This window comes from Luteimicrobium xylanilyticum, from assembly GCF_009429125.1.
GTDB lineage: Bacteria > Actinomycetota > Actinomycetes > Actinomycetales > Cellulomonadaceae > Luteimicrobium > Luteimicrobium xylanilyticum.
In genome coordinates, this window is record NZ_CP045529.1 from 1,678,915 (window position 1) to 1,698,379 (window position 19,465).

At 74.9% G+C, this 19,465-nt stretch carries 15 protein-coding genes; 12 read left to right on the forward strand and 3 right to left on the reverse strand.

Annotated features, from left to right (window positions below):
- Positions 1–21 precede the first annotated feature (21 nt).
- A complete protein-coding gene (locus KDY119_RS07395; protein ID WP_036951338.1) occupies positions 22–423 on the forward strand; it encodes a DUF3040 domain-containing protein in 402 nt (133 codons plus the stop codon).
- Here the strand turns inward: KDY119_RS07395 and KDY119_RS07400 are convergent.
- Genes KDY119_RS07400 through KDY119_RS07410 form a run of 3 tightly spaced genes read right to left on the reverse strand, consistent with a single transcriptional unit; the run spans position 350 to position 5,026 of the window.
- Complete coding sequence (locus tag KDY119_RS07400; protein ID WP_153022131.1) at positions 350–2,692, reverse strand: transglutaminase family protein; 2,343 nt, start codon at positions 2,690–2,692, stop codon at positions 350–352. The genes KDY119_RS07395 and KDY119_RS07400 overlap by 74 nt on opposite strands.
- Positions 2,689–4,005: a DUF58 domain-containing protein gene (locus tag KDY119_RS07405; protein ID WP_153022132.1), complete on the reverse strand. Its 1,317-nt coding sequence runs from the start codon at positions 4,003–4,005 to the stop codon at positions 2,689–2,691. The genes KDY119_RS07400 and KDY119_RS07405 overlap by 4 nt, the downstream gene beginning before the upstream one ends.
- A 7-nt stretch (positions 4,006–4,012) precedes the next feature.
- Positions 4,013–5,026, reverse strand: coding sequence for an AAA family ATPase (locus KDY119_RS07410; protein ID WP_051136632.1), 1,014 nt, complete (start codon positions 5,024–5,026; stop codon positions 4,013–4,015).
- 358 nt (positions 5,027–5,384) lie between these two features.
- On the opposite strand from KDY119_RS07410, the gene mraZ reads away from it, so the two are divergent.
- The 11 genes from mraZ to murC all read left to right on the forward strand — a co-directional run bounded on the left by mraZ (position 5,385) and on the right by murC (position 19,463).
- Positions 5,385–5,858, forward strand: a complete 474-nt coding sequence (gene mraZ, locus KDY119_RS07415) for a division/cell wall cluster transcriptional repressor MraZ (RefSeq protein ID WP_051136631.1) — start codon at positions 5,385–5,387, stop codon at positions 5,856–5,858.
- A 183-nt stretch (positions 5,859–6,041) separates the two neighbouring features.
- Positions 6,042–7,175, forward strand: coding sequence for a 16S rRNA (cytosine(1402)-N(4))-methyltransferase RsmH (gene rsmH / locus KDY119_RS07420; protein ID WP_153022133.1), 1,134 nt, complete (start codon positions 6,042–6,044; stop codon positions 7,173–7,175).
- Positions 7,172–7,612, forward strand: coding sequence for a hypothetical protein (locus KDY119_RS07425; protein WP_227994559.1), 441 nt, complete (start codon positions 7,172–7,174; stop codon positions 7,610–7,612). The genes rsmH and KDY119_RS07425 overlap by 4 nt, the downstream gene beginning before the upstream one ends.
- A complete protein-coding gene (locus tag KDY119_RS07430) occupies positions 7,609–9,678 on the forward strand; it encodes a peptidoglycan D,D-transpeptidase FtsI family protein (RefSeq protein WP_153022134.1) in 2,070 nt (689 codons plus the stop codon). The genes KDY119_RS07425 and KDY119_RS07430 overlap by 4 nt, the downstream gene beginning before the upstream one ends.
- A gap of 50 nt (positions 9,679–9,728) precedes the next feature.
- The gene (locus tag KDY119_RS07435; RefSeq protein WP_051136629.1) at positions 9,729–11,381 is read left to right on the forward strand and encodes a UDP-N-acetylmuramoyl-L-alanyl-D-glutamate--2,6-diaminopimelate ligase; all 1,653 of its coding nucleotides are present in this window, start codon (positions 9,729–9,731) and stop codon (positions 11,379–11,381) included.
- Entirely contained in the window at positions 11,378–12,787 is a 1,410-nt protein-coding gene (locus KDY119_RS07440; RefSeq protein ID WP_036951332.1) for a UDP-N-acetylmuramoyl-tripeptide--D-alanyl-D-alanine ligase, read from the forward strand. The genes KDY119_RS07435 and KDY119_RS07440 overlap by 4 nt, the downstream gene beginning before the upstream one ends.
- Positions 12,784–13,866, forward strand: a complete 1,083-nt coding sequence (mraY, locus tag KDY119_RS07445; RefSeq protein ID WP_036951329.1) for a phospho-N-acetylmuramoyl-pentapeptide-transferase — start codon at positions 12,784–12,786, stop codon at positions 13,864–13,866. The genes KDY119_RS07440 and mraY overlap by 4 nt, the downstream gene beginning before the upstream one ends.
- A complete protein-coding gene (murD, locus tag KDY119_RS07450; RefSeq protein ID WP_153022135.1) occupies positions 13,851–15,332 on the forward strand; it encodes a UDP-N-acetylmuramoyl-L-alanine--D-glutamate ligase in 1,482 nt (493 codons plus the stop codon). Before mraY ends, murD begins: the two co-directional genes overlap by 16 nt.
- The gene (locus tag KDY119_RS07455) at positions 15,329–16,768 is read left to right on the forward strand and encodes a peptidoglycan glycosyltransferase FtsW (RefSeq protein ID WP_153022136.1); all 1,440 of its coding nucleotides are present in this window, start codon (positions 15,329–15,331) and stop codon (positions 16,766–16,768) included. Before murD ends, KDY119_RS07455 begins: the two co-directional genes overlap by 4 nt.
- Before the next feature lie 77 nt (positions 16,769–16,845).
- Positions 16,846–17,997: an undecaprenyldiphospho-muramoylpentapeptide beta-N-acetylglucosaminyltransferase gene (gene murG / locus KDY119_RS07460; protein ID WP_153022695.1), complete on the forward strand. Its 1,152-nt coding sequence runs from the start codon at positions 16,846–16,848 to the stop codon at positions 17,995–17,997.
- 80 nt (positions 17,998–18,077) lie between these two features.
- Entirely contained in the window at positions 18,078–19,463 is a 1,386-nt protein-coding gene (murC, locus tag KDY119_RS07465) for a UDP-N-acetylmuramate--L-alanine ligase (RefSeq protein WP_153022696.1), read from the forward strand.
- The last annotated feature ends 2 nt before the right edge of the window (positions 19,464–19,465 follow it).

Below are 19,465 nucleotides of genomic sequence, written 5' to 3' on the forward strand. Positions count from 1 at the left end.
AGCGAGCGACCGGAGGTCGTCATGCCTCTGTCCGAGTACGAGCAGCGAGTCCTGGAGCAGATGGAGCAAGCTCTGACCTCGGACGATCCACGGCTCGCGAACACGCTGCAGTCCGCCGAGCGGCATCCGCTCTGGCGCTACGTGGTCGGCTTCCTGGCTGCCGCGGTCGGTCTGCTCGTGCTCGTGCTGGGCGCCGCAGCCTCGCAGTGGTGGCTGGGCGTCGGGGGGTTCGTCCTGATGTTCGCGGGCGTGGCGTTCGCGCTGCTGCGCCGCCGCGCCAAGCCGGGGCCGATCGGCGTCGTCGGCGGCTCCGCCCGGGCGTCGGGCCCGTCGCGGCCCACGGCCCGTGCTACGAAGCGCGAGTCGTTCCTCGCCCGCCTCGAGGAGCGCTGGGAGCGGCGCCGCCACGAGGGCGGCCGCTGACCTCGCGCTGAGCGGCCGCGACGACGTCGTCGACCAGGTTCGCCCACCGCACTGCGGCTGAGTCAGTCGCGGCAGACGTGGGTCCGCCCCGCTCCGCCTCGTCCTCCACCCGCGTCGTCGGCCGTGCATAGCGGTCCGCCTCGACGGCAAGCGCCAGCTCGCGCAACGTCGCGTCGGGTACACCCGTCCAGGTGCCGCCCGCCTCACGGACCGCCGCGGCCACGAGGTCCGGCACCTGTCGCGGCGTGGCCGAGTCGGGCCATGTGACGCCGGCCGACGCGAGGCGCCGGCGCAGGCGGGACCACGCCTCCTCCGCTCCGTCGATGGGCCGGGCGCGCCGACGTCGCGCCAGGACCAGCGTGGTGGCGGCCGCTGCGAGCACGAGCAGGAGTGCCACGCTCACGACCACGACGAGATGGCCGTCGCGCCGCGTCGCCGCGGTGCCGATGCTCTGCGGCTGGGGCGTCGCGGTGTCCTCGGGCGCAGCGACCTCCGGGTCCGAGGTGGCGCGGGTGGTCGGGACGTCGTCCTGCTGGGAGCTCGACGACTGCGAGCTCCCGTACACGTCGGTGTAGCTGGGCGCGATGCCGGACTGGACGGCCGGCGTCGGCTCGAAGCGCACCCAGCCGGACTGCTCGAAATAGACCTCGGGCCACGCGTGCGCATCCTGGCCGGTGACGTTCGTGACGCCGTCGGCGCCGGGTGCCCGGGTCAGGTAGCCGACACCGACGCGTGACGGGATGCCGAGGGTCCGCAGCATGACGGCCATCGCCGTGGCGAACTGGACGCAGTAGCCCTCCTTGGTCTGCAGGAACGACCACACCGCGTCGGAGCCGCCCTTGGGCGCCTTCGCGGAGTAGGTGAAGCGCTGCGCGTCCCGGAAGTACGTCTGGAGGTCCAGCGCCTTCTGGTAGTCCGTGGTGTCGCCCGCGGTGATCTTCTTCGCGAGCGCGCGGACGTCGGCGAGGTGAGCCGTGTCGGGCAGGGCGAGCGATTGCTTGCGAAGGTTCGCCGGCAGCCCGCTGTCGGAGCCGAACCTGGCGTCCTCCTGCTCGAGCTGACCGGCCGTGAGGTCGCGGGGGTGGACCGTCAGCGTGTACGGCGCGCGTGCGTCACCCGAGACCCGGTACACCTCGTCGCGGTCGGCGTCGTAGCGCAGGGGGCCCGTCGACGAGCTGTGCACGCTGCGCGGGTCCGTGGTGACCGCGAGCCGGTACCGGGGGAGCAGCTTCGGCGAGACGCGCACGCTGACCGTGTCGTCGCCGGGCGCCGCCGACGAGTCCGGGCCGAGGAGCTGGCCCTGGGCCACGTCGTCCGCGTCGCTCAGCACGTCGTCGGGCTTCCACGCCGAGCCGTCGAAGGTCGTGAGCGTGTACACGCGCAGGGGTCCGACCTCGGGGCTCGAGTCGTCCGGGTCGGCCGAGGAGGCCTTGACCGTCATGACGACCGTGTCGGGTCGATCGCCGAGGTCCCTGAGCACGTCGAGGTTGTTGCCGAGCCGGCCGGACGACCCGCCGGAGCCGAGCAGCTGCGACAGGGGCCGGGTCCCGCTCGCCTGCACCGCGACGGCCCCGGCCCCGACGACCAGCGACACGACCGTGACGACGGCGGCGACACCGACGGCAGCCGCCGTGGTGGTACCGGCGTCGCGTGCACCGGGCCGGACGTCGACGCGCGAGACCGCGAGCAGGACGAGCAGGGCGAGCACCGTCACGGCCACGCACGCGATCGGCACCCGCCCGACGATGACGAGCGACGGCAGCCACAGCACGAGCGCGGGGACCGCGGCGCCGACGGGTGCGCGGAGGGTGACCGCGAGGACGTCGCCGAGGAGGTACAGCACGAGGGTGGCGCCCAGGACCGCGCTGAGCACAGGGGCGGACGCGTCGACCGGCGCGACGGACTGGGCGGCGAGCTCGTGGAGCCGGCCGAGCGCGGTGAACGCGGCAGAGACGGGGTCGTCGGGCAGCGGCGCAGCGGCGGGGTCCTCGACGGCCTGCGAGGTCGCGAGCGTGACCCACAGGAAGCCCGCGACAGCGGCGCCGACGACCGTGGGTGCCACGGCGACGAGCGCAGCCGAGCCCCGGGTCTGGGCGGCCCAGCGCGCGCCGCACACCGCCACCGCGACGAGCGCGAGGCTCCCGAGCACGACCGCGACCCACGAGCCGGGCCAGACGACCTTCGTGAGGGTGAGCGCACCCGCGCCCACGGCGACGGCGACGAGCGAGCTCTGGGCGAGCGAGCGCCGACGCACGGTGTCGGGGGTCATGACCAGACCGCCTCCTCCACCAGGTTGAGCCAGGTCGCCTCGAGCCCGCTGCCCTCGACGACGGCCAGCGCACGCCACCGGGCGGCGCGCAGCGCGGCGACGGTGTCCTGCGCCGCCCGGTGCTGGACAGGTGGAGCGGTCCGGCCGACCACGACGACGGCGGCGTGGTCCCCCTCGCCGCCCAGGTGGGCCAGGGCGTGGAGCGCCGCCCCGGACTGGGGGCGGAGCACCGCGAACGTCAGCTCGTCCGCGTGGCGGTCGGTCCGCAGCGCCGCTGCGGTCGTGGCGACGGCCCGGTCGGCGTCGGCGGCGTCCTTGAGGCCGACGAGGTCGACCGCCTGCTCCAGGATGCCCGAGCGGCCTTCGCCGCGGCCGCCGGGGACGTGCGTGACCGGTGCGACGGCCTCGTCGGAGGACGTACCCACGATCCGTCCCGCGTGCCCCGCCTCGACGAGCGAGACGGCGATCGACGCGGCGCACTCCACGGCCCACTCACCCCGGTCCGTGCGCGCGTGGTCCCAGCTCTTCCCGCCGTCGTGCGGCGGCAGGAGGCCACGGTCGAAGAGGACGGTCACGGGCGGCAGCCCCGCCCCCTCGTCGGAGCGCACCATGAGCTGCCCGCGGCGTGCCGCGCTGATCCAGTGGACCCGGCGCGGGTCGTCGCCCGCGACGTACTCGCGCAGGACCGCGTCGTCGGGCGAGGCCGCGCGGGTCCCGCTGGCGGCGTCGCTGGCGACGGCGAGGCTGCGGGCCGCGCGCACCGGGAGCGGATAGGTGCTCGGCCACACGGTGACCGTCGTCGTCGAGCCGAAGGGCTGGACGGTGCGCACGAGCCCGAAGGGATCCTCGACGGTCGCGCTCGCGGGGCCGAGCGGCCAGCGTCCGCGCGCGGAGGGGTGGAGCTGGTAGGTCACGACGATCTCGTCGGCACCGGTGCGCTGGGTCCCGCGCGGTGGCCGGTGCGAGAGCTGGGTCGAGACGTTCTCGGCGACGCGCGTCCGTGCGAGCTGCGCGGTCGCGGCGGACGACCGGTGAGCGGGGCGGACGGCGAGCCGGGCCTCGGTGACCTGGCCGCGGACGACCGGGTTGGGCAGGACGCGGCGCGTCGTGGTCAGGGCGGTGCGGCCGCGGTCGACGCCCACGAGCCGCATCCACACCGCCGCCGCCGCGACCGCGACGAGCGGCGCCACCCCGACCCCGACGACGTCGGGCAGGTGGAGGCCGACGCCGGCGAGCGCGAGGACGCCGCCCCCGACGACGAGCACGATCCCCCGGTCGGTGAGCCGGACCCGTGTGGTGCGCGTCCTGGCCATGGCGCCCTCAGCGCCGGTCGGCGCGCGCGGGGACGGCGGTGCGCTCGACGATCGCGGTCACGACGTCGGCCGGGGTCTGGCCGGCGAGCCGTGCCTCGGTCGTCGTGATGAGCCGGTGGGCGAGGACGGGCACGGCGAGTCGCTGGACGTCGTCGGGCAGCACGTGGTCGCGCTGGTTCATGGCGGCGACGGCCTTCGCGGCTCGCAGGAGCTGGATGGTCGTGCGCGGCGAGGCGCCGAGGCGGAGGGCCGGGTGCTCTCGCGTGGCGGACACGATCGCGAGCACGTACTGCTTGACGGCGTCCGAGGCCCAGATCCCGCGGACGGTGGTGACGAGGCGTTCGACGGTCGCGACGTCCACGACCGGCGTGACCTCGCCGAGCGGGTCGCGCGTCTCCATCCGGTCGAGCAGCTCGAGCTCGGCCGCGGCCTCGGGGTACCCCACGGACAGGCGGGCCATGAACCGGTCGCGCTGCGCCTCGGGCAGCGGGTAGGTGCCCTCCATCTCGACGGGGTTCTGGGTCGCGACGACGAAGAACGGCCGGGGGAGCGGGTGCGTCACGCCGTCGACGGTGGTCTGACCTTCCTCCATGCACTCGAGCAGGGCCGACTGCGTCTTGGGGGAGGCGCGGTTGATCTCGTCGCCGATCACCACGTTCGAGAACACCGGGCCCGGCCGGAACTCGAACTCGTGGGTTTGGTTGCGGTAGATGCTGACGCCGGTGAGGTCGCTCGGCAGGAGGTCGGGCGTGAACTGGATGCGTCCGACGCTGCCGTCGATCGCGCGGGCGAGCGCCTTCGCGAGCGTCGTCTTGCCGACGCCGGGCACGTCCTCGATGAGGAGGTGCCCACCGGCGAGGAGCACCGCGAGCGTGACGTCGACCGCGTCGGAGCGTCCGGTCACGACGGACTCGACCGCGGCACGGATCCGTCCGGTGACCGTGACGAGGTCGTCGAGGGCGGTGCGGGGGAGGGTGGTGGCGTCGTCCGTGCTGGAGCGGCCAGTGGAGTCGAGGAGCACGCGGGACCTCCGTCGGTCGAGAGCGGCGGACCGCCCGGGCGGGACGACCGTCGGGCGGAGCGCGGCGGCACGGGGGCCGCCACGTTCCGCGACGTCGTAGCACGAGCCTAGAGCACGCGTTGCACGTCACTCCACATCGCTCCACGGTCAGCCTCGGCGGGTCCCGCTCGGGGGCCGCGACCGGGCTCGTCGACGACGGCGCGTGGCGCGCGACCCGCCCGGGAGGCCCCGTGCCCTCCACCTCGCTCCACCGCGCTGACCTGCGACGACGGTGCCGACCCGGGGTGAAAGACGCGTTTCGACGAGCGAACGGTGGAGGGAAGTGGAGTAATGTGGGGGCAATGGGAGGCAGGAGGAGGTGCGTGCCGTGCTCGAGTCGTTCAGCGGGGTCCCGAGCCTTCTTCTCGGCACGTACACGCCCCGGCTCGACGACAAGGGACGCCTCATCCTCCCGGCCAAGTTCCGAGGCCAGCTGGCACCGGGGCTCGTCCTCACCCGAGGGCAGGAGCGCTGCCTCTTCCTGCTCCCGATGGACGAGTTCCGCCGCATGTACGACCAGATCCGTGAGGCTCCCGTGACGAGCAAGCAGGCGCGGGACTACCTGCGGGTGCTGCTGTCCGGCGCGAGCGACGAGGTTCCGGACAAGCAGGGCCGGATCTCGATCCCGCCGGCGCTGCGTGAGTACGCGGGCCTCGACCGGGACGTCGCCGTGATCGGCGCCGGCACCCGGGTCGAGGTCTGGGACCTCGCGGCCTGGCAGACCTACCTCGCCGAGCAGGAGAGCGAGTACGCACGCACCGCGGAGGAGGTGGTCCCGGGGCTGCGGCTCTGACTGCGCGCGCAGGAGGAGCAGCAAGCACGGCCAGACCAGACGTGTTCGGACGGCCCGCACGACCAGGCCTCCTCCCGCCCGTTCTGACGCCACTTCCCCGGCGTCAGAGGGGACGCGGAGGGAGACCTGACCGGGTGGCCCGACCGGGCACCACCAGCACGCAGCGCGAAGGAGGGGGGACCGATGGCCGGCACACGACCGACACAGCCGACGCAGCGCGACGGCGACGCGGCAGGTCGTCACCTGCCCGTCCTCCTCCAGCGGTGCGTCGACCTCCTGGCGCCCGCCCTGCAGGAGCCGGGGGCGACGCTCGTGGACTGCACCCTCGGGATGGGCGGGCACACCGAGGCCGTGCTCGAGCAGATCCCGACGGCGCACGTGGTCGGGATCGACCGCGACCCCGAGGCGATCGCGCTCGCGTCCCGGCGCCTCGCGCGCTTCGGCGACCGGTTCACCGCCGTGCACGCGGTGTACGACGAGATCGAGGACGTCGTCGCCGGCCAGGGCCGCGGCGCCGTCCAGGGGGTGCTCATGGACCTCGGCGTCTCGTCGCTCCAGCTCGACGAGGTGGACCGCGGCTTCTCGTACGCGCACGACGCGCCGCTGGACATGCGGATGGACCCCACGACGGGGCCGACCGCGGCGGACGTGCTCAACAGCTACGACGAGGCCGCGCTCGTGCGGATCCTGCGGGAGTACGGCGAGGAGCGGTTCGCCCCGCGCGTCGCGCGGGCGATCGTCCGGCGTCGCGAGCAGCGACCGTGGGAGCGCAGCGCCGAGCTCGTCGACGCCGTGCGGTCCGCGATCCCCGCGGCGACCCGTCAGACGGGCGGCAACCCCGCCAAGCGCACCTTCCAGGCACTGCGCATCGAGGTCAACGGCGAGCTCGCCGTCCTCGAGCGCGCGGTGCCGGCCGCGGTCGCGGTGCTGGCGGTGGGCGGGCGGATCGTCGTCGAGTCGTACCACTCGCTCGAGGACCGGCTGGTCAAGCGCGAGCTGGGGCGGGGCGCGACCTCGAGCGCCCCGCCCGACCTGCCCGTCGAGCCCGAGACCCACCGCCCGTACCTGCGGCTGCTGACCCGTGGCGCGGAGGAGGCGGACGCCGCCGAGCTCGAGCGCAACCCGCGGTCCGCGTCCGTCCGGCTGCGAGCGGCAGAGCGGCTCCGGCCCACCCCCGAGCACGTGCTCCGTGAGCTCGCCGCCCGCGACCGAGCGCCGCGCCGCGGCACCGGGCCCCGAGCCGGCACCACGTCAGTCCTTTCGTCCCCCTCCCACCGTCCCGCTTCGTCCCACCGTTCCCAGGAGGCACGCCCATGACCGCGTCCGCCGGCGCGACCGCGCGTGTGCTGCGCCAGTTCGAGCCCGCCACCGACCCGAAGGCCGGCGCCCCCCGCCCGGCCGACGCACCCCGCCCGCGCCTGCGCGTCGTGCGCGCCCCCGCGACGGGGCGCTCGCGTGTGCCCTTCGTGGCCCTGTGCGTCGCGATCGTGGCGGGCGCGCTCGTCACGGCGCTCCTCCTGAACATCCAGATGGCGCGCGACTCGTTCGAGCGCAACACCCTCAACGCGCAGCTCGCCCAGACGGCCCAGGACACGCAGGACCTCACGTCTCGGCTCGACGCGGCCTCGGCGCCGAGCGCACTCGCCCGCACGGCCCGGTCGCTCGGCATGGTGCCGGGAGCCGGTCAGGGCTTCCTGCGGCTGTCGGACGGCAAGGTGATCGCGACGCCCGAGGTGGCAGGGGCCAAGGGATGAGCCCGCGCCCGTCCGAGCGACCCAGCGCGCGGACCGCCTCGGGTGCCACGACGGGGCGCGCGACGTCGGGGCGCCCGACGGCGTCCACCCGGGCGGGGAGCACCACGCACCGAGCGCGCACGGCGTCGGGCGGGCTGCCCACGAAGGGCAAGCCGCCCACGAAGAGCAAGACGCCGACGAAGAGCAACGCCAACCCGCCGCGTCCCGGCACGCGGGCGGCGGCGCCCCGACGGCCGGCGCCGGCGGCACGCCGGCCCGCGCCACGCCCGTCACGCTTCCGCAAGGCGGGCCGGCCCGAGAAGCGGCTGCGCTGGGTCGCAGCGCTGGTCGCGCTCGTGCTCGTCGCCTTCGTGGTGCGGCTCGGGTTCGTGCAGCTCTACGACGGCCCGGCGCTCGCGGCCCGCGGCCACGACGCCAGGTTGGTGACGACTGAGCAGCCCGCGACGCGCGGGCAGATCACCGACACGAACGGCGTCGTGCTGGCCACGAGCCAGACCCGGTACACCCTGGTCGCCAACCCCAAGAACGTGGCGACGTTCGTCCCCACGGACGCCCAGGACGCGGCCTACGAGGGCTCCGGGGAGCTGGGCACCGGAGCCGTCGCGGCGGCCAAGCTCATCGCGCCGCTGATCCACCAGGACGCCAGCACGCTGGGCGCCGCCCTCAACGCGTCGTCGAAGGGCGCGCTCCTCCAGTACAAGGTGCTCGCCAAGGACCTGCTGCCGGAGACCTGGCGAGCGATCGACGCGCTCGGGATCACGGGCATCTCGTCCGAGCAGACGTCGGAGCGCGTCTACCCGGCGGGCGCGACCGGCGGGAACCTCCTGGGCTACGTCGACGCGAGCCAGCAGGGAGCCGGAGGGCTCGAGAAGGTCCTCGACGACGAGCTCTCGGGCACGCCCGGCCAGGAGACGTACGAGCGCGGCGTCAACGGGCAGCGGATCCCCACGGGGACGGACCAGGACAAGGCTGCGGTCCCCGGCTCCGACGTCGCCCTGACGATCGACCAGGACATCCAGTGGTACGCCCAGGACGCGGCCGACAAGGCCAAGAAGGACACGGGCGCGACGTGGGCGGTCGTCGTCGTCCAGGACGTCAAGACCGGCGCGGTCTACGCGCTCGCGAACTCCGGCACGGCGGACCCGAACGACTCGTCGGTGCCCGTCTCCGAGCGCGGCTCGGTCGCCGTCGAGGGCACGTTCGAGCCGGGGTCGACGGGCAAGATCATCACGATGGCCGGCCTCCTCGAGTCCGGGCTGGCGAAGCCGACCTCGCAGTACAAGGTCGGGTACACGTACGAGACGCCCAACGGCCAGGTGTTCCACGACTCCCACGAGCACGGCCTCGAGAAGCTCACGCTCGCCGGGATCCTCGCGGAGTCCTCGAACTCGGGCACCGTCCAGGTCGGCTCCAAGATGACGGCCCAGACCCAGTACGACAACATGCGCGCCTTCGGGCTCGGGCAGCACACCGGGGCCGGCCTGCCGGGGGAGTCCACCGGCATCCTGCGCCAGCCGCAGGACTGGGACGGGCGCACGCGCTACGCCGTCCTGTTCGGCCAGGGCGTCTCGGTGAACGCGCTCCAGGTCGCGGGCGTGTACTCGACCATCGCCAACGGCGGCGTGCGCCCGTCGACGCACGTCGTGAAGTCGGTGACCGCGGCCGACGGCACGACCACGCCCACGGCCGTGGGCAGCGGGAAGCGCGTCGTCTCGAAGAAGACCGCCGCGCAGCTCACCCGCATGCTCGAGGGCGTCGTGAAGGACGACGGCGGGACCGGCGCGAAGGCCACGGTGCCCGGGTACCAGGTCGCGGGCAAGACGGGCACCGCCGAGGCCGCAGGCTCCGGCGGCGGGCTGACCTCGATCGTGGCGTCGTTCGTGGGCTTCGCCCCGGCGGACAACCCGCGGTTGACGGTCGGCGTGTTCGTGAAGGACCCGAAGACCTCGATCTTCGGCGGCGAGACCGCCGCGCCGGTGTTCAGCAAGGTCATGGGCTTCGCGCTCCACGACCTGGGCGTCGCGCCGAGCTCGGGCTCCGCCAAGCCGTACAAGCCGACGTGGTGACGGTCCAGGCCGGCCCGGTCGCCACCCGCCCGCACGATAGGTTTCTTCCCGTGACGTCCCCCGCTCCTCGGCTGCGCCCCCGCACGTCCGCCCGGCTGACGCTGGAGCGGCTCATCGAAGGAATGGCGGCGGTCGACGGCACCGCGGGGCCCGGCGGGGCGACCGCGACGGGTGACGTGGTCGTCACGGGCGTCGGCGCGGACAACCGGACCGTGGCGCCCGGTGACCTCTTCGTCGCGCTGCCCGGCGCCCACGTGCACGGAGCGCGGTTCGTGGCCGACGCCGTGGCCGCGGGCGCCGTGGCGGTCGTGACGGACGACGCGGGAGCGCGGCTGCTCGCCGACCGTGGGGCCACCCCGGCGGTACCGGTCGTCGTCGTGCCTGATCCGCGGGCGGCGCTGGGCGTCCTCGCGGCGCGGGCGTACGGCGAACCGACCGCGCGCCTGGCGACGTTCGCCGTGACCGGGACCAACGGCAAGACGACGACGACGTACGCGCTCGACGCCGTGCTTGCGGCCCTGGGCCGCACCACGGGCCTCGTGGGGACCGTGGAGATCCGCTCCGCCGGCCGGGTCGTGCCGAGCGCGCTCACGACCCCCGAGGCCGCGGACCTGCAGGCGATCCTCGCGACCATGGTCGACGACGGCGTGGACTCGCTCGCGATGGAGGTCTCCTCGCACGCGCTCGCGCTGCACCGGGTGGACCCGGTGGTCTACGACGTCGCCGGCTTCACGAACCTGAGCCAGGACCACCTCGACTTCCACGGCACGCTCGACGCGTACTTCGACGCGAAGGCCACGCTCTTCACCCCGACCCACGCGCGGCGCGGCGTCGTCGTCGTGCCCGCCGACGGGCCGGGACGCGCGTGGGCGCTGCGGCTGCTCGACCGCGCGACCGTGCCCGTCGTGCCGCTGCGGCTCCCGGGTGCGCAGGCCCCGGGCGACGGGTGGACGGTCGAGGACGTGGCGGACGCCCCCGACGGGCAGCACCTCGTCCTCGTGCACGACGACGGGCGCCGCCTCGCGGCCCGCACCACGCTCCCGGGCGCCTTCAACGTCGCCAACGTCGCGCTCGCCCTCGCGATGGTCGTGGAGTCGGGGGTCGGCACGGACGTCCTCGCGGACGCCGTCGAGCGCGCCGGAGGCGTCGCGCCCACGGTGCCCGGTCGCATGGAGACGGTCTCGGACGGGGTGGGGCCCCGCGTCGTCGTGGACTTCGCGCACAACCCGGACGCGCTCGCCCTCGCCCTCGACGCCCTGCGCCCGACGACGACGGGTCGGCTCGTGGTGGTCTTCGGCGCCACCGGGGAGCGTGACACCGGCAAGCGCCCGACCATGGGTAGGGTTGCCGTCGAGCGTGCGGACGTGGTCGTCGTGACCGACGACGACCCGCACGGTGAGGACCCCGCCCCCATCCGCGCGGAGGTCCTGGACGGGGCCCGAGGCGCGCGGGACGCGCAGGCCCGGGTGACGCTCGTCGAGGTGGCGCCGCGCGCGGCCGCCATCAGGCAGGCCGTGCTGGGCGCGGCCGACGAGGACACGGTGCTCGTGGCGGGGCGGGGCCACGAGATCTGGCAGGAGATCGACGGCGTGAACCATCCGTTGGATGATCGCGTCGAGGCGCGCGCGGCGCTCGCAGCCCGGAAGGCCGAGACCCGGCCGGTGGGCGGCGACGCCGCGCCGACAGGAGAGCAGGACGCATGATCGAGCTGACTGCGGCCGACGTGGCCGCAGCGACCGGCGGCGCCGTGAGCGCCGCTCACGCCGGAGCCCGTGTGACGGGCCCGGTCGTCATCGACTCCCGGGCGGCGACCGCCGGGTCGCTGTTCGTCGCGCTGCCCGGTGAGCACGTCGACGGGCACGACTACGCCGCGTCGGCCGTCGCGGCGGGCGCGAGCCTCGTGCTCGCCGCGCGCGAGCTCGAGGACGTGCCGTGCGTCGTCGTCGAGGACGTGCAGGCGGCGCTCGGCGAGCTCGCGCGCTTCGTGCTCGCCACGCTGCGGGCCGAGGCCGACGTGCGGGTCGTCGCGGTCACCGGCTCGGTCGGCAAGACGACCACCAAGGACCTCCTCGGCGCGCTCGTGACGCCGCTCGGCCCGACGATCGTGCCGCGCGGCTCGTTCAACAACGAGATCGGGCTGCCGCTCACCGTGCTCGGCGCGGACCGCGGCACGCGGTTCCTCGTGCTCGAGATGGGCGCCGACCACGAGGGCAACCTCACGTACCTCACGCGGATCGCGCCGCCCGACGTCTCCGTCGTGCTCGTCGTGGGCTCGGCCCACCTGGGCCGCTTCGGGTCGGTCGAGGCCGTCGAGCGTGCCAAGGGCGAGCTCGTCCAGGGGCTGCGCCCCGGCGGCGTCGCGGTCCTCAACGCGGACGACCTCCGGGTCGCGGGCATGGCGCGCCTCACCGAGGGCCCCGTGGTGACGTTCGGCACGATCCCGTCCGCGGACGTGCGCGCGAGCGACGTGAGCCTCGACGTCGAGGGCCGCGCGTCCTTCACCCTGCACGCGCCGGGCAGCGACCCGCTGCCGGTGACCCTGCGGCTCGTCGGCGAGCACCACGTGACCAACGCGCTCGCGGCCGCGGCCGGCGCGCTGCAGCTCGGTGCGAGCGCCGCCGACGTCGTGCGCACGCTGTCCGAGGAGGGCCCCGCGAGCCCGCACCGCATGCACGTGGTCGACCGGCCCGACGGCATCCGCATCATCGACGACTCGTACAACGCCAACCCCGACTCGATGCGCGCCGGCCTGCGCGCGCTCGCCGTGATGGCCAAGCAGACGGGCCGCCGCTCCGTCGCGGTGCTCGGCGAGATGCTCGAGCTCGGGCCCGACTCGCGGGCCGTGCACGACGAGCTCGGCGAGCTCGTCGTCCGCCTGAACATCCGCTGGCTGGTCGTCGTGGGAGCAGGCGCGGGCGGCATCGTCGACGGCGCGCGCCGCGAGGGGTCGTGGGGGAGCGAGGTCGTGCACGTCGCGGACGTCGAGGAGGCGGCCGCGCTGCTGCGCGAGGAGCTGGAGGAGGGTGACGTGGTGCTCGTGAAGTCGTCCAAGGGGGCGGGCCTGTGGCGGCTCGCGAACGAGCTCACGGGTGAGCAGGTGCCCGCATGATCGCGATCGTCCTCGCAGCGCTCGTCGCGCTCCTCGTCTCCCTGTTCGGGACGCGGACCTTCATCCGGTTCCTCGTCCGGCACCACTACGGCCAGTTCATCCGCCAGGACGGCCCGACGTCGCACCTGACCAAGCGCGGGACGCCCACCATGGGTGGCGTCGTCATCCTGGTCGCGGCGCTGCTCGGCTGGGGAGCCGGGTCGCTCGCGACCGGCCGCGCGCCCAGCGCGAGCGCCTGGCTCGTCATGTTCCTCACCTGCGGGCTCGGGTTCATCGGGTTCCTCGACGACTACACGAAGATCCGTCGCCAGCGCAGCCTCGGGCTCTCGCCGCTCGCGAAGATGGTCGGGCAGGGCGTCGTCGGCGTGGTCTTCTCGATCCTCGTGCTGCAGTTCCCCAACGGGAACGGCCTGAAGCCCGCCTCGACGAAGATCTCGTTCCTGCGGGACACGCCCGTCGACCTCGCGTTCGCGGGGACGGCGCTCGGGGTGATCCTCTTCGTGGTCTGGGCGAACTTCCTCGTGACCGCGTGGTCGAACGCGGTCAACCTCACCGACGGCCTCGACGGTCTGGCGACCGGCGCCTCGATGATCGTGTTCGGCGCCTACCTCATGGTGACCGTCTGGCAGATCAACCAGAACTGCCAGCGCTTCGTGGAGTCGACGACGGCCTGCTACGAGGTCCGCGACCCGCGCGACCTCGCGATCATCGCCGCCGCGCTCATGGGCGCGTGCTTCGGGTTCCTGTGGTGGAACGCGAGCCCCGCGAAGATCTTCATGGGCGACACCGGCGCGCTCGCGCTCGGCGGTGCCCTCGCCGGTCTGTCGATCGTGTCGCGGACCGAGATCCTCGCCGCGATCATCGGCGGCCTCTTCGTCATCGTCCTGATGTCCGACGTCATCCAGATCGGGTACTTCAAGGCGACCGGCAGACGCGTCTTCAAGATGGCGCCGCTGCACCACCACTTCGAGCTCACGGGCTGGGGCGAGGTCACGATCGTGATCCGGTTCTGGCTCATCGCCGCCCTGTGCGCGGGGCTCGGGATAGGGCTGTTCTACGGCGAATGGGTCGTGACGTGACGGTCCTCCCGTACGACCCGGCCGGGACGCGCGTCCTCGTGGCCGGGCTCGGGGTGAGCGGGCGGGCGGCCGCCGAGGTGCTGGCCGCGCACGGGGCCGACGTCGTGACGGCCGACGCGCGCGTCGACGACGCGGACGAGCGCGAACCGGAGAGCATGAGCCTCGACGGCTTCGGGCTGGTCGTCGTCAGCCCCGGCTGGCGCCCCGACCACCCCCTGCTGGTCCGGGCGCAGGACGCTGGCATCCCGGTCTGGGGGGAGGTCGAGCTCGCCTGGCGGATGCGGGTGCCGCGCGACCACGGGGACGGCGCGGGGACGCCCGCGCCGTGGCTGGCCGTCACCGGGACGAACGGCAAGACCACGACCGTCGAGATGCTCGCGGCGATCCTCGCAGCGGCCGGACTCGACGCGCCGGCCGTCGGCAACGTCGGGGACGCGGTCGTGCGCGCCGCGACCGACCCGTCCCACGACGTCCTCGCGGTGGAGCTGTCGAGCTTCCAGCTCCACTTCACGCAGTCCCTGTCGGTGCTCGCGGGTGCCGTGCTCAACATCGCCCCGGACCACCTCGACTGGCACGGCTCGCTCGACGCCTACGCCGCGGCGAAGGGCCGGATCTACGAGCGGGCCCAGGTCGCGTGCGTCTACAACGTGTCCGACGCCCGGACCGAGCGGCTCGTGCGCGAGGCGGACGTCACCGAGGGTGCGCGCGCCGTCGGCTTCACGCTCGGTGCTCCCGGACCGGGTCAGCTCGGCCTCGTCGAGGACGTCCTCGTGGACCGCGCGTTCCACCTGCCTGCCGACGACCCGGCGCGGACGGCCTCGGCCGCGGAGCTCGGCACGCTCGCGGACCTCGAGCACCTCGCCGGCCCCGGCGGCGCGGTCGCGCCTCACGTCGTCGCCGACGCCCTCGCCGCCGCGGCGCTCGCCCGGGCGGCCGGCGTGCCCGCACGCGCCGTGCGGGACGGGCTCCGGGCGTTCCGCCCGGGTGGGCACCGGATCGAGTCGGTCGCCACCGTCGACGGCGTCGCGTACGTCGACGACTCGAAGGCCACCAACGCGCACGCCGCGGACGCGTCGTTGGCCGCGTTCGCGCGCGGGACGGTCGTCTGGGTGGCGGGGGGCCTCGCGAAGGGCGCGACGTTCGACGAGCTGGTCCGACGGCGCGCGGACCGGCTCCGCGCCGTCGTCCTGATCGGCGTCGACGCGGCTCCGCTCGGCGAGGCGCTGGCACGACACGCGCCGGAGATCCCCGTCGTCCGGGTCGACCCCGGCGAGACTGGGACGGTGATGACCCGAGCCGTCGACGCCGCCCGCACCCTCGCCCGTCCGGGCGACACGGTGCTGCTCGCGCCCGCCTCGGCGTCGATGGACCAGTTCCGGTCCTACGCCGAGCGAGGAGAGCTGTTCGCGGCCGCGGCCCGTGCGCTCGCGCCCGGAGAGGCCGGCCGCAGGGGGTCGGTGGCATGACGGGAGCGCCGGGCGTCACGCGGGCGCCGCGTGCCACCGGCGCCCGTGCCCAGGCGGTCCCCGCCGCCAAGCCGCGGGCCGCGGCACCCGGGTCGCGGGCCGCGACCCGCCCCGCGAAGGCCGCGAGCAAGGCCACGAAGCCGAACCGCTCGACGCTCGCGACGGTGTGGGACAGCCCGCTCGCGACGTACTACCTCGTGGCCGGTGTCACCGCTACGCTGCTCGGGATCGGGCTCGTCATGGTGCTCTCGAGCTCGGCCGTCACGCAGATCGCCAAGGGCCACTCGCCGTTCGGGGTGTTCCTCCAGCAGGCGCAGTACGCGCTCATCGGGATCCCTCTCCTGCTCGTGGCCGCACGCACACCCGTCCGGATCTACAAGCGTTTCGCCTGGGTGGGCCTGCTCGGGGCGCTCGCGCTGCAGTGCCTCGTCTTCGTGCCCGGGCTCGCGCACGAGGTCGGCGGCAACAACTCCTGGGTGTACCTGGGTCCGCTGCGGTTCCAGCCTGCCGAGGTCGCGAAGCTCGCGCTGGTGGTCTGGCTCGCGACCGTCCTCGGCCGCAAGCAACGTCTGCTCGGTCAGGCGCGTCACGCGATCGTCCCGGCGGTCCCGGGCGCGTTGCTGGTGATCGGCCTCGTGCTGGTCGGCAAGGACCTGGGCACTGCCATGGTCGTCATGATGCTGGTGATCGGCGCGTTCTTCGTCGCGGGCGTCGCGCTCCGGGTGCTTGTGACGGGGGTCGGCATCGGCGGCATCTTCGTGTGGCAGCTGTTCCTCAACGGGAACTCCAACCGTGGTGGGCGGATCTCGGTCCTGCTCAAGGGCTGCGACCCGAACGGCGCCAACGCCCAGGAGCTCTGCTACCAGACGATCCACGGGCTCCAGGCGCTGGGCTCGGGCGGCCTCACGGGCGTCGGCCTCGGGGCGAGCCGTCAGGCGTGGGGGTACCTGCCGGCGGCGTCGAACGACTTCATCTTCGCGATCATCGGTGAGGAGCTCGGGCTCCTCGGCGCGGGGCTCGTCCTGGTGCTCATCGGCCTGCTCGGGTACGCGTGCTACCGGATCGTGCGCCGACACGAGGATCCGTTCGCCAAGGTCGCCGCCGCGGCGATCGGCTGTTGGATCGTCGGGCAGGCGCTCGTCAACGTCGGTGTGGTGATCGGCGTCATCCCCGTCATCGGCGTCCCGCTCCCGCTCATCTCGGCCGGCGGCAGCGCGCTGGTCACCACGCTCATCGCGATGGGGGTCCTCCTCTCGCTCGCGCGGACGGAGCCGGGCACGGCGGACGCCCTCGCGGCCCGTCCGTCGGTCGCGCGCCGAACGCTCGGCGTCGTCGCCGGGGCAGGACGGAGAAGCCGCGGAGGGCCCGTAGCATCGGGCCGAAAGCCTCAACCAGGACGCAAGGCGCACCGTGGGCGTGAGCGGGCGGCGCGCTAGCCGCACCACCACCGCCACCGGCCCGCCCCGTCAGAACCGTCAAGCCCGAACCAGGAAGCACCAAGGTCCTCGTGGTCATCACCTCCTCACCGGTCCAGTCCGTCGTCCTCGCGGGCGGCGGGACGGCCGGGCACGTCAACCCGCTGCTCTCCGTCGCGGACGAGCTGCGCCGTCGTCGGCCCGACGCGAGCATCGTCGCGCTCGGCACCCGCGAAGGGCTCGAGTCGCGGCTCGTCCCGGAACGCGGCTACCCGCTCGAGTTCCTCCCGCGCGTCCCGCTGCCGCGCCGGCCGTCCGGCGAGTGGGCCCGCCTGCCCGGGCGGCTCAAGGCGGCCGTCGACGCCGCGGGCGAGGCGATCGACCGGATCGGCGCCCAGGCGGTCGTCGGGTTCGGTGGGTACGTCTCGACGCCCGCGTACCTCGCGGCCCGGCGACGCGGCGTGCCGGTGGTCGTGCACGAGCAGAACGCCCGGCCGGGCCTCGCGAACAAGCTCGGGGCACGCTGGGCCGCCGAGGTCGGGGTGACGTTCCCGGGGACGCCGCTCGCGGGCGCCGTCGTGACGGGTCTGCCGCTGCGCCGCGAGGTGGCGGAGCTCGTCGAACGACTGGGCCACGACCGCGCTGGCACGCGGGCGGCGGCCACCGCGGCCCTCGGCCTCGACCCGGCGCTGCCCACGCTCCTCGTGACCGGGGGCTCGCTGGGCGCGCAGAGCCTCAACACGGCCGTGTCCGGGGCGGCGCGCGAGCTGCTCGACGGCGGCGTGCAGGTGCTGCACCTCACCGGCACCGGCAAGGCGGAGCCTGTGCTCGGCGCGCTCGCGGGCCTCGCGGGCACCGAGCGGTACCACGCGCTCGAGTACCTCGGTGAGATGCATCTCGCGTACGCGGTCGCAGACCTCGTGCTGTGCCGGTCGGGTGCCGGGACCGTCAGCGAGCTCGCGGCGCTCGGGATCCCCGCGGTCTACGTCCCGCTGCCGATCGGCAACGGCGAGCAGCGGCTCAACGCGGCGCCCGTGGTCGACGCGGGCGGCGGCCTGCTCGTCCCCGACGCCGAGCTCACCCCGGCGTGGGTCGCGCGCGACGTCCCGGGCCTGCTGTCCGACGGCGGCCGGCTCGGCGGCATGGCGCAGGCCGCCGCGACCGCGGGCGTGCGCGACGGCGCGGCGCGGGTCGCGGACCTCGTCGAGCGCGCGGCCCGCCGCGCGGCGCCGAGCGGGGCGACGGCGTGAGCGCCGCCGACCGGTACGACGCCACGCCGGACCTCGAGGAGCTGGGGCCGACCCACCTGGTCGGCATCGGCGGCGCGGGCATGTCCGTCGTCGCCGAGCTGCTCGCGGCGCGCGGCGTCCCGGTCCAGGGCTCGGACGCACGGGACAGCGCGGTCGTGGCGCGGCTGCGCGAGGCCGGCGTCCCGGTGACGGTCGGGCACGACGCCGCAGCCGTCGGCGACGCCCGGACCGTGGTGCTGTCGAGCGCGGTCCGGGACGACAACCCGGAGCTCGTCGCGGCTCGCGCGCTGGGGCTGCGCGTGCTGCACCGGTCCCAGGCCCTCGCCGCGCTCATGGTGGGGCGCCGCGGGGTCGCGGTCGCGGGCGCCCACGGCAAGACGACCACGTCCGCCATGGTGGCCACGATCCTGCGCGAGCTGGGCGAGGACCCGTCGTTCGCCGTCGGCGGCAGCGTCCTGACCGACGACGGCGCGCTTCCCGGCGGGCATCTCGGTCGGGGCGACGTGCTGGTCGCCGAGGCGGACGAGTCGGACGGCTCGTTCCTCGCGTACGCGCCGACCGTGGCGCTCGTGACGAACGTCGAGCCCGACCACCTCGACCACTACGGCACGCGCGAGGCCTTCGACGACGCGTTCGTGGCGTTCGCAGCCCGCGTGGTGCCGGGCGGGGCGCTCGTGGCGTGCGCGGACGACCCGGGCTCGGCGTCGCTCGCAGCGCGGCACCGGGCAGGTGGCGGGACGGCCTGGACGTACGGGACGGACCCGACGAGCGACCTCGTCGTCGAGGACGTGCGCACGGCTGCCGGCGCCACCGCGACGCTCCGCGTGCGCGCCTCGGGGCTGGGCGGGAGCCCGGAGCTCGTCGACGGCGCGGCCGCGCGGCTCGTGCTGCGCGTGCCCGGCGCCCACAACGTGCTGAACGCCGCCGGCGCCGTGCTCGCTGCCGTCGCGCTCGGCGCCCCGTTCGAGGGCGCCGCCGCTGCCGCCGAGGCCTTCCGCGGGACCGGACGCCGCTTCGAGGCGCGCGGCGAGGCGGACGGCGTGCGCGTCGTCGACGACTACGCCCACCACCCCACCGAGATCACCGCCCTGCTGACGGCCGCGCGCGACGTGGTGGGCGACGGGCGGATCGTCGTGCTGTTCCAGCCCCACCTGTACTCGCGGACCCGCACGTTCGCCCGCGCGTTCGCGGACGCGCTCGCGCTCGCGGACGAGGTCGTCGTGACGGGCGTGTACGCGGCCCGCGAGGATCCCGACCCCACGACGACGGCCCGCTCCATCACCGACCTCCTCCCGGAGACCCGGTCCGGCGCTGCGCCGCACGCGGTGGAGGACCGGGTCGCGGCGGCACACGCCGCGGCGGCGCTGGCCCGTCCCGGAGACCTCGTGCTCACCGTCGGCGCGGGCGACGTCACCGAGCTCGGCCCGGTCGTCCTCGACGCGCTGCGCGGCCGGGTGGGGGAGTAGCC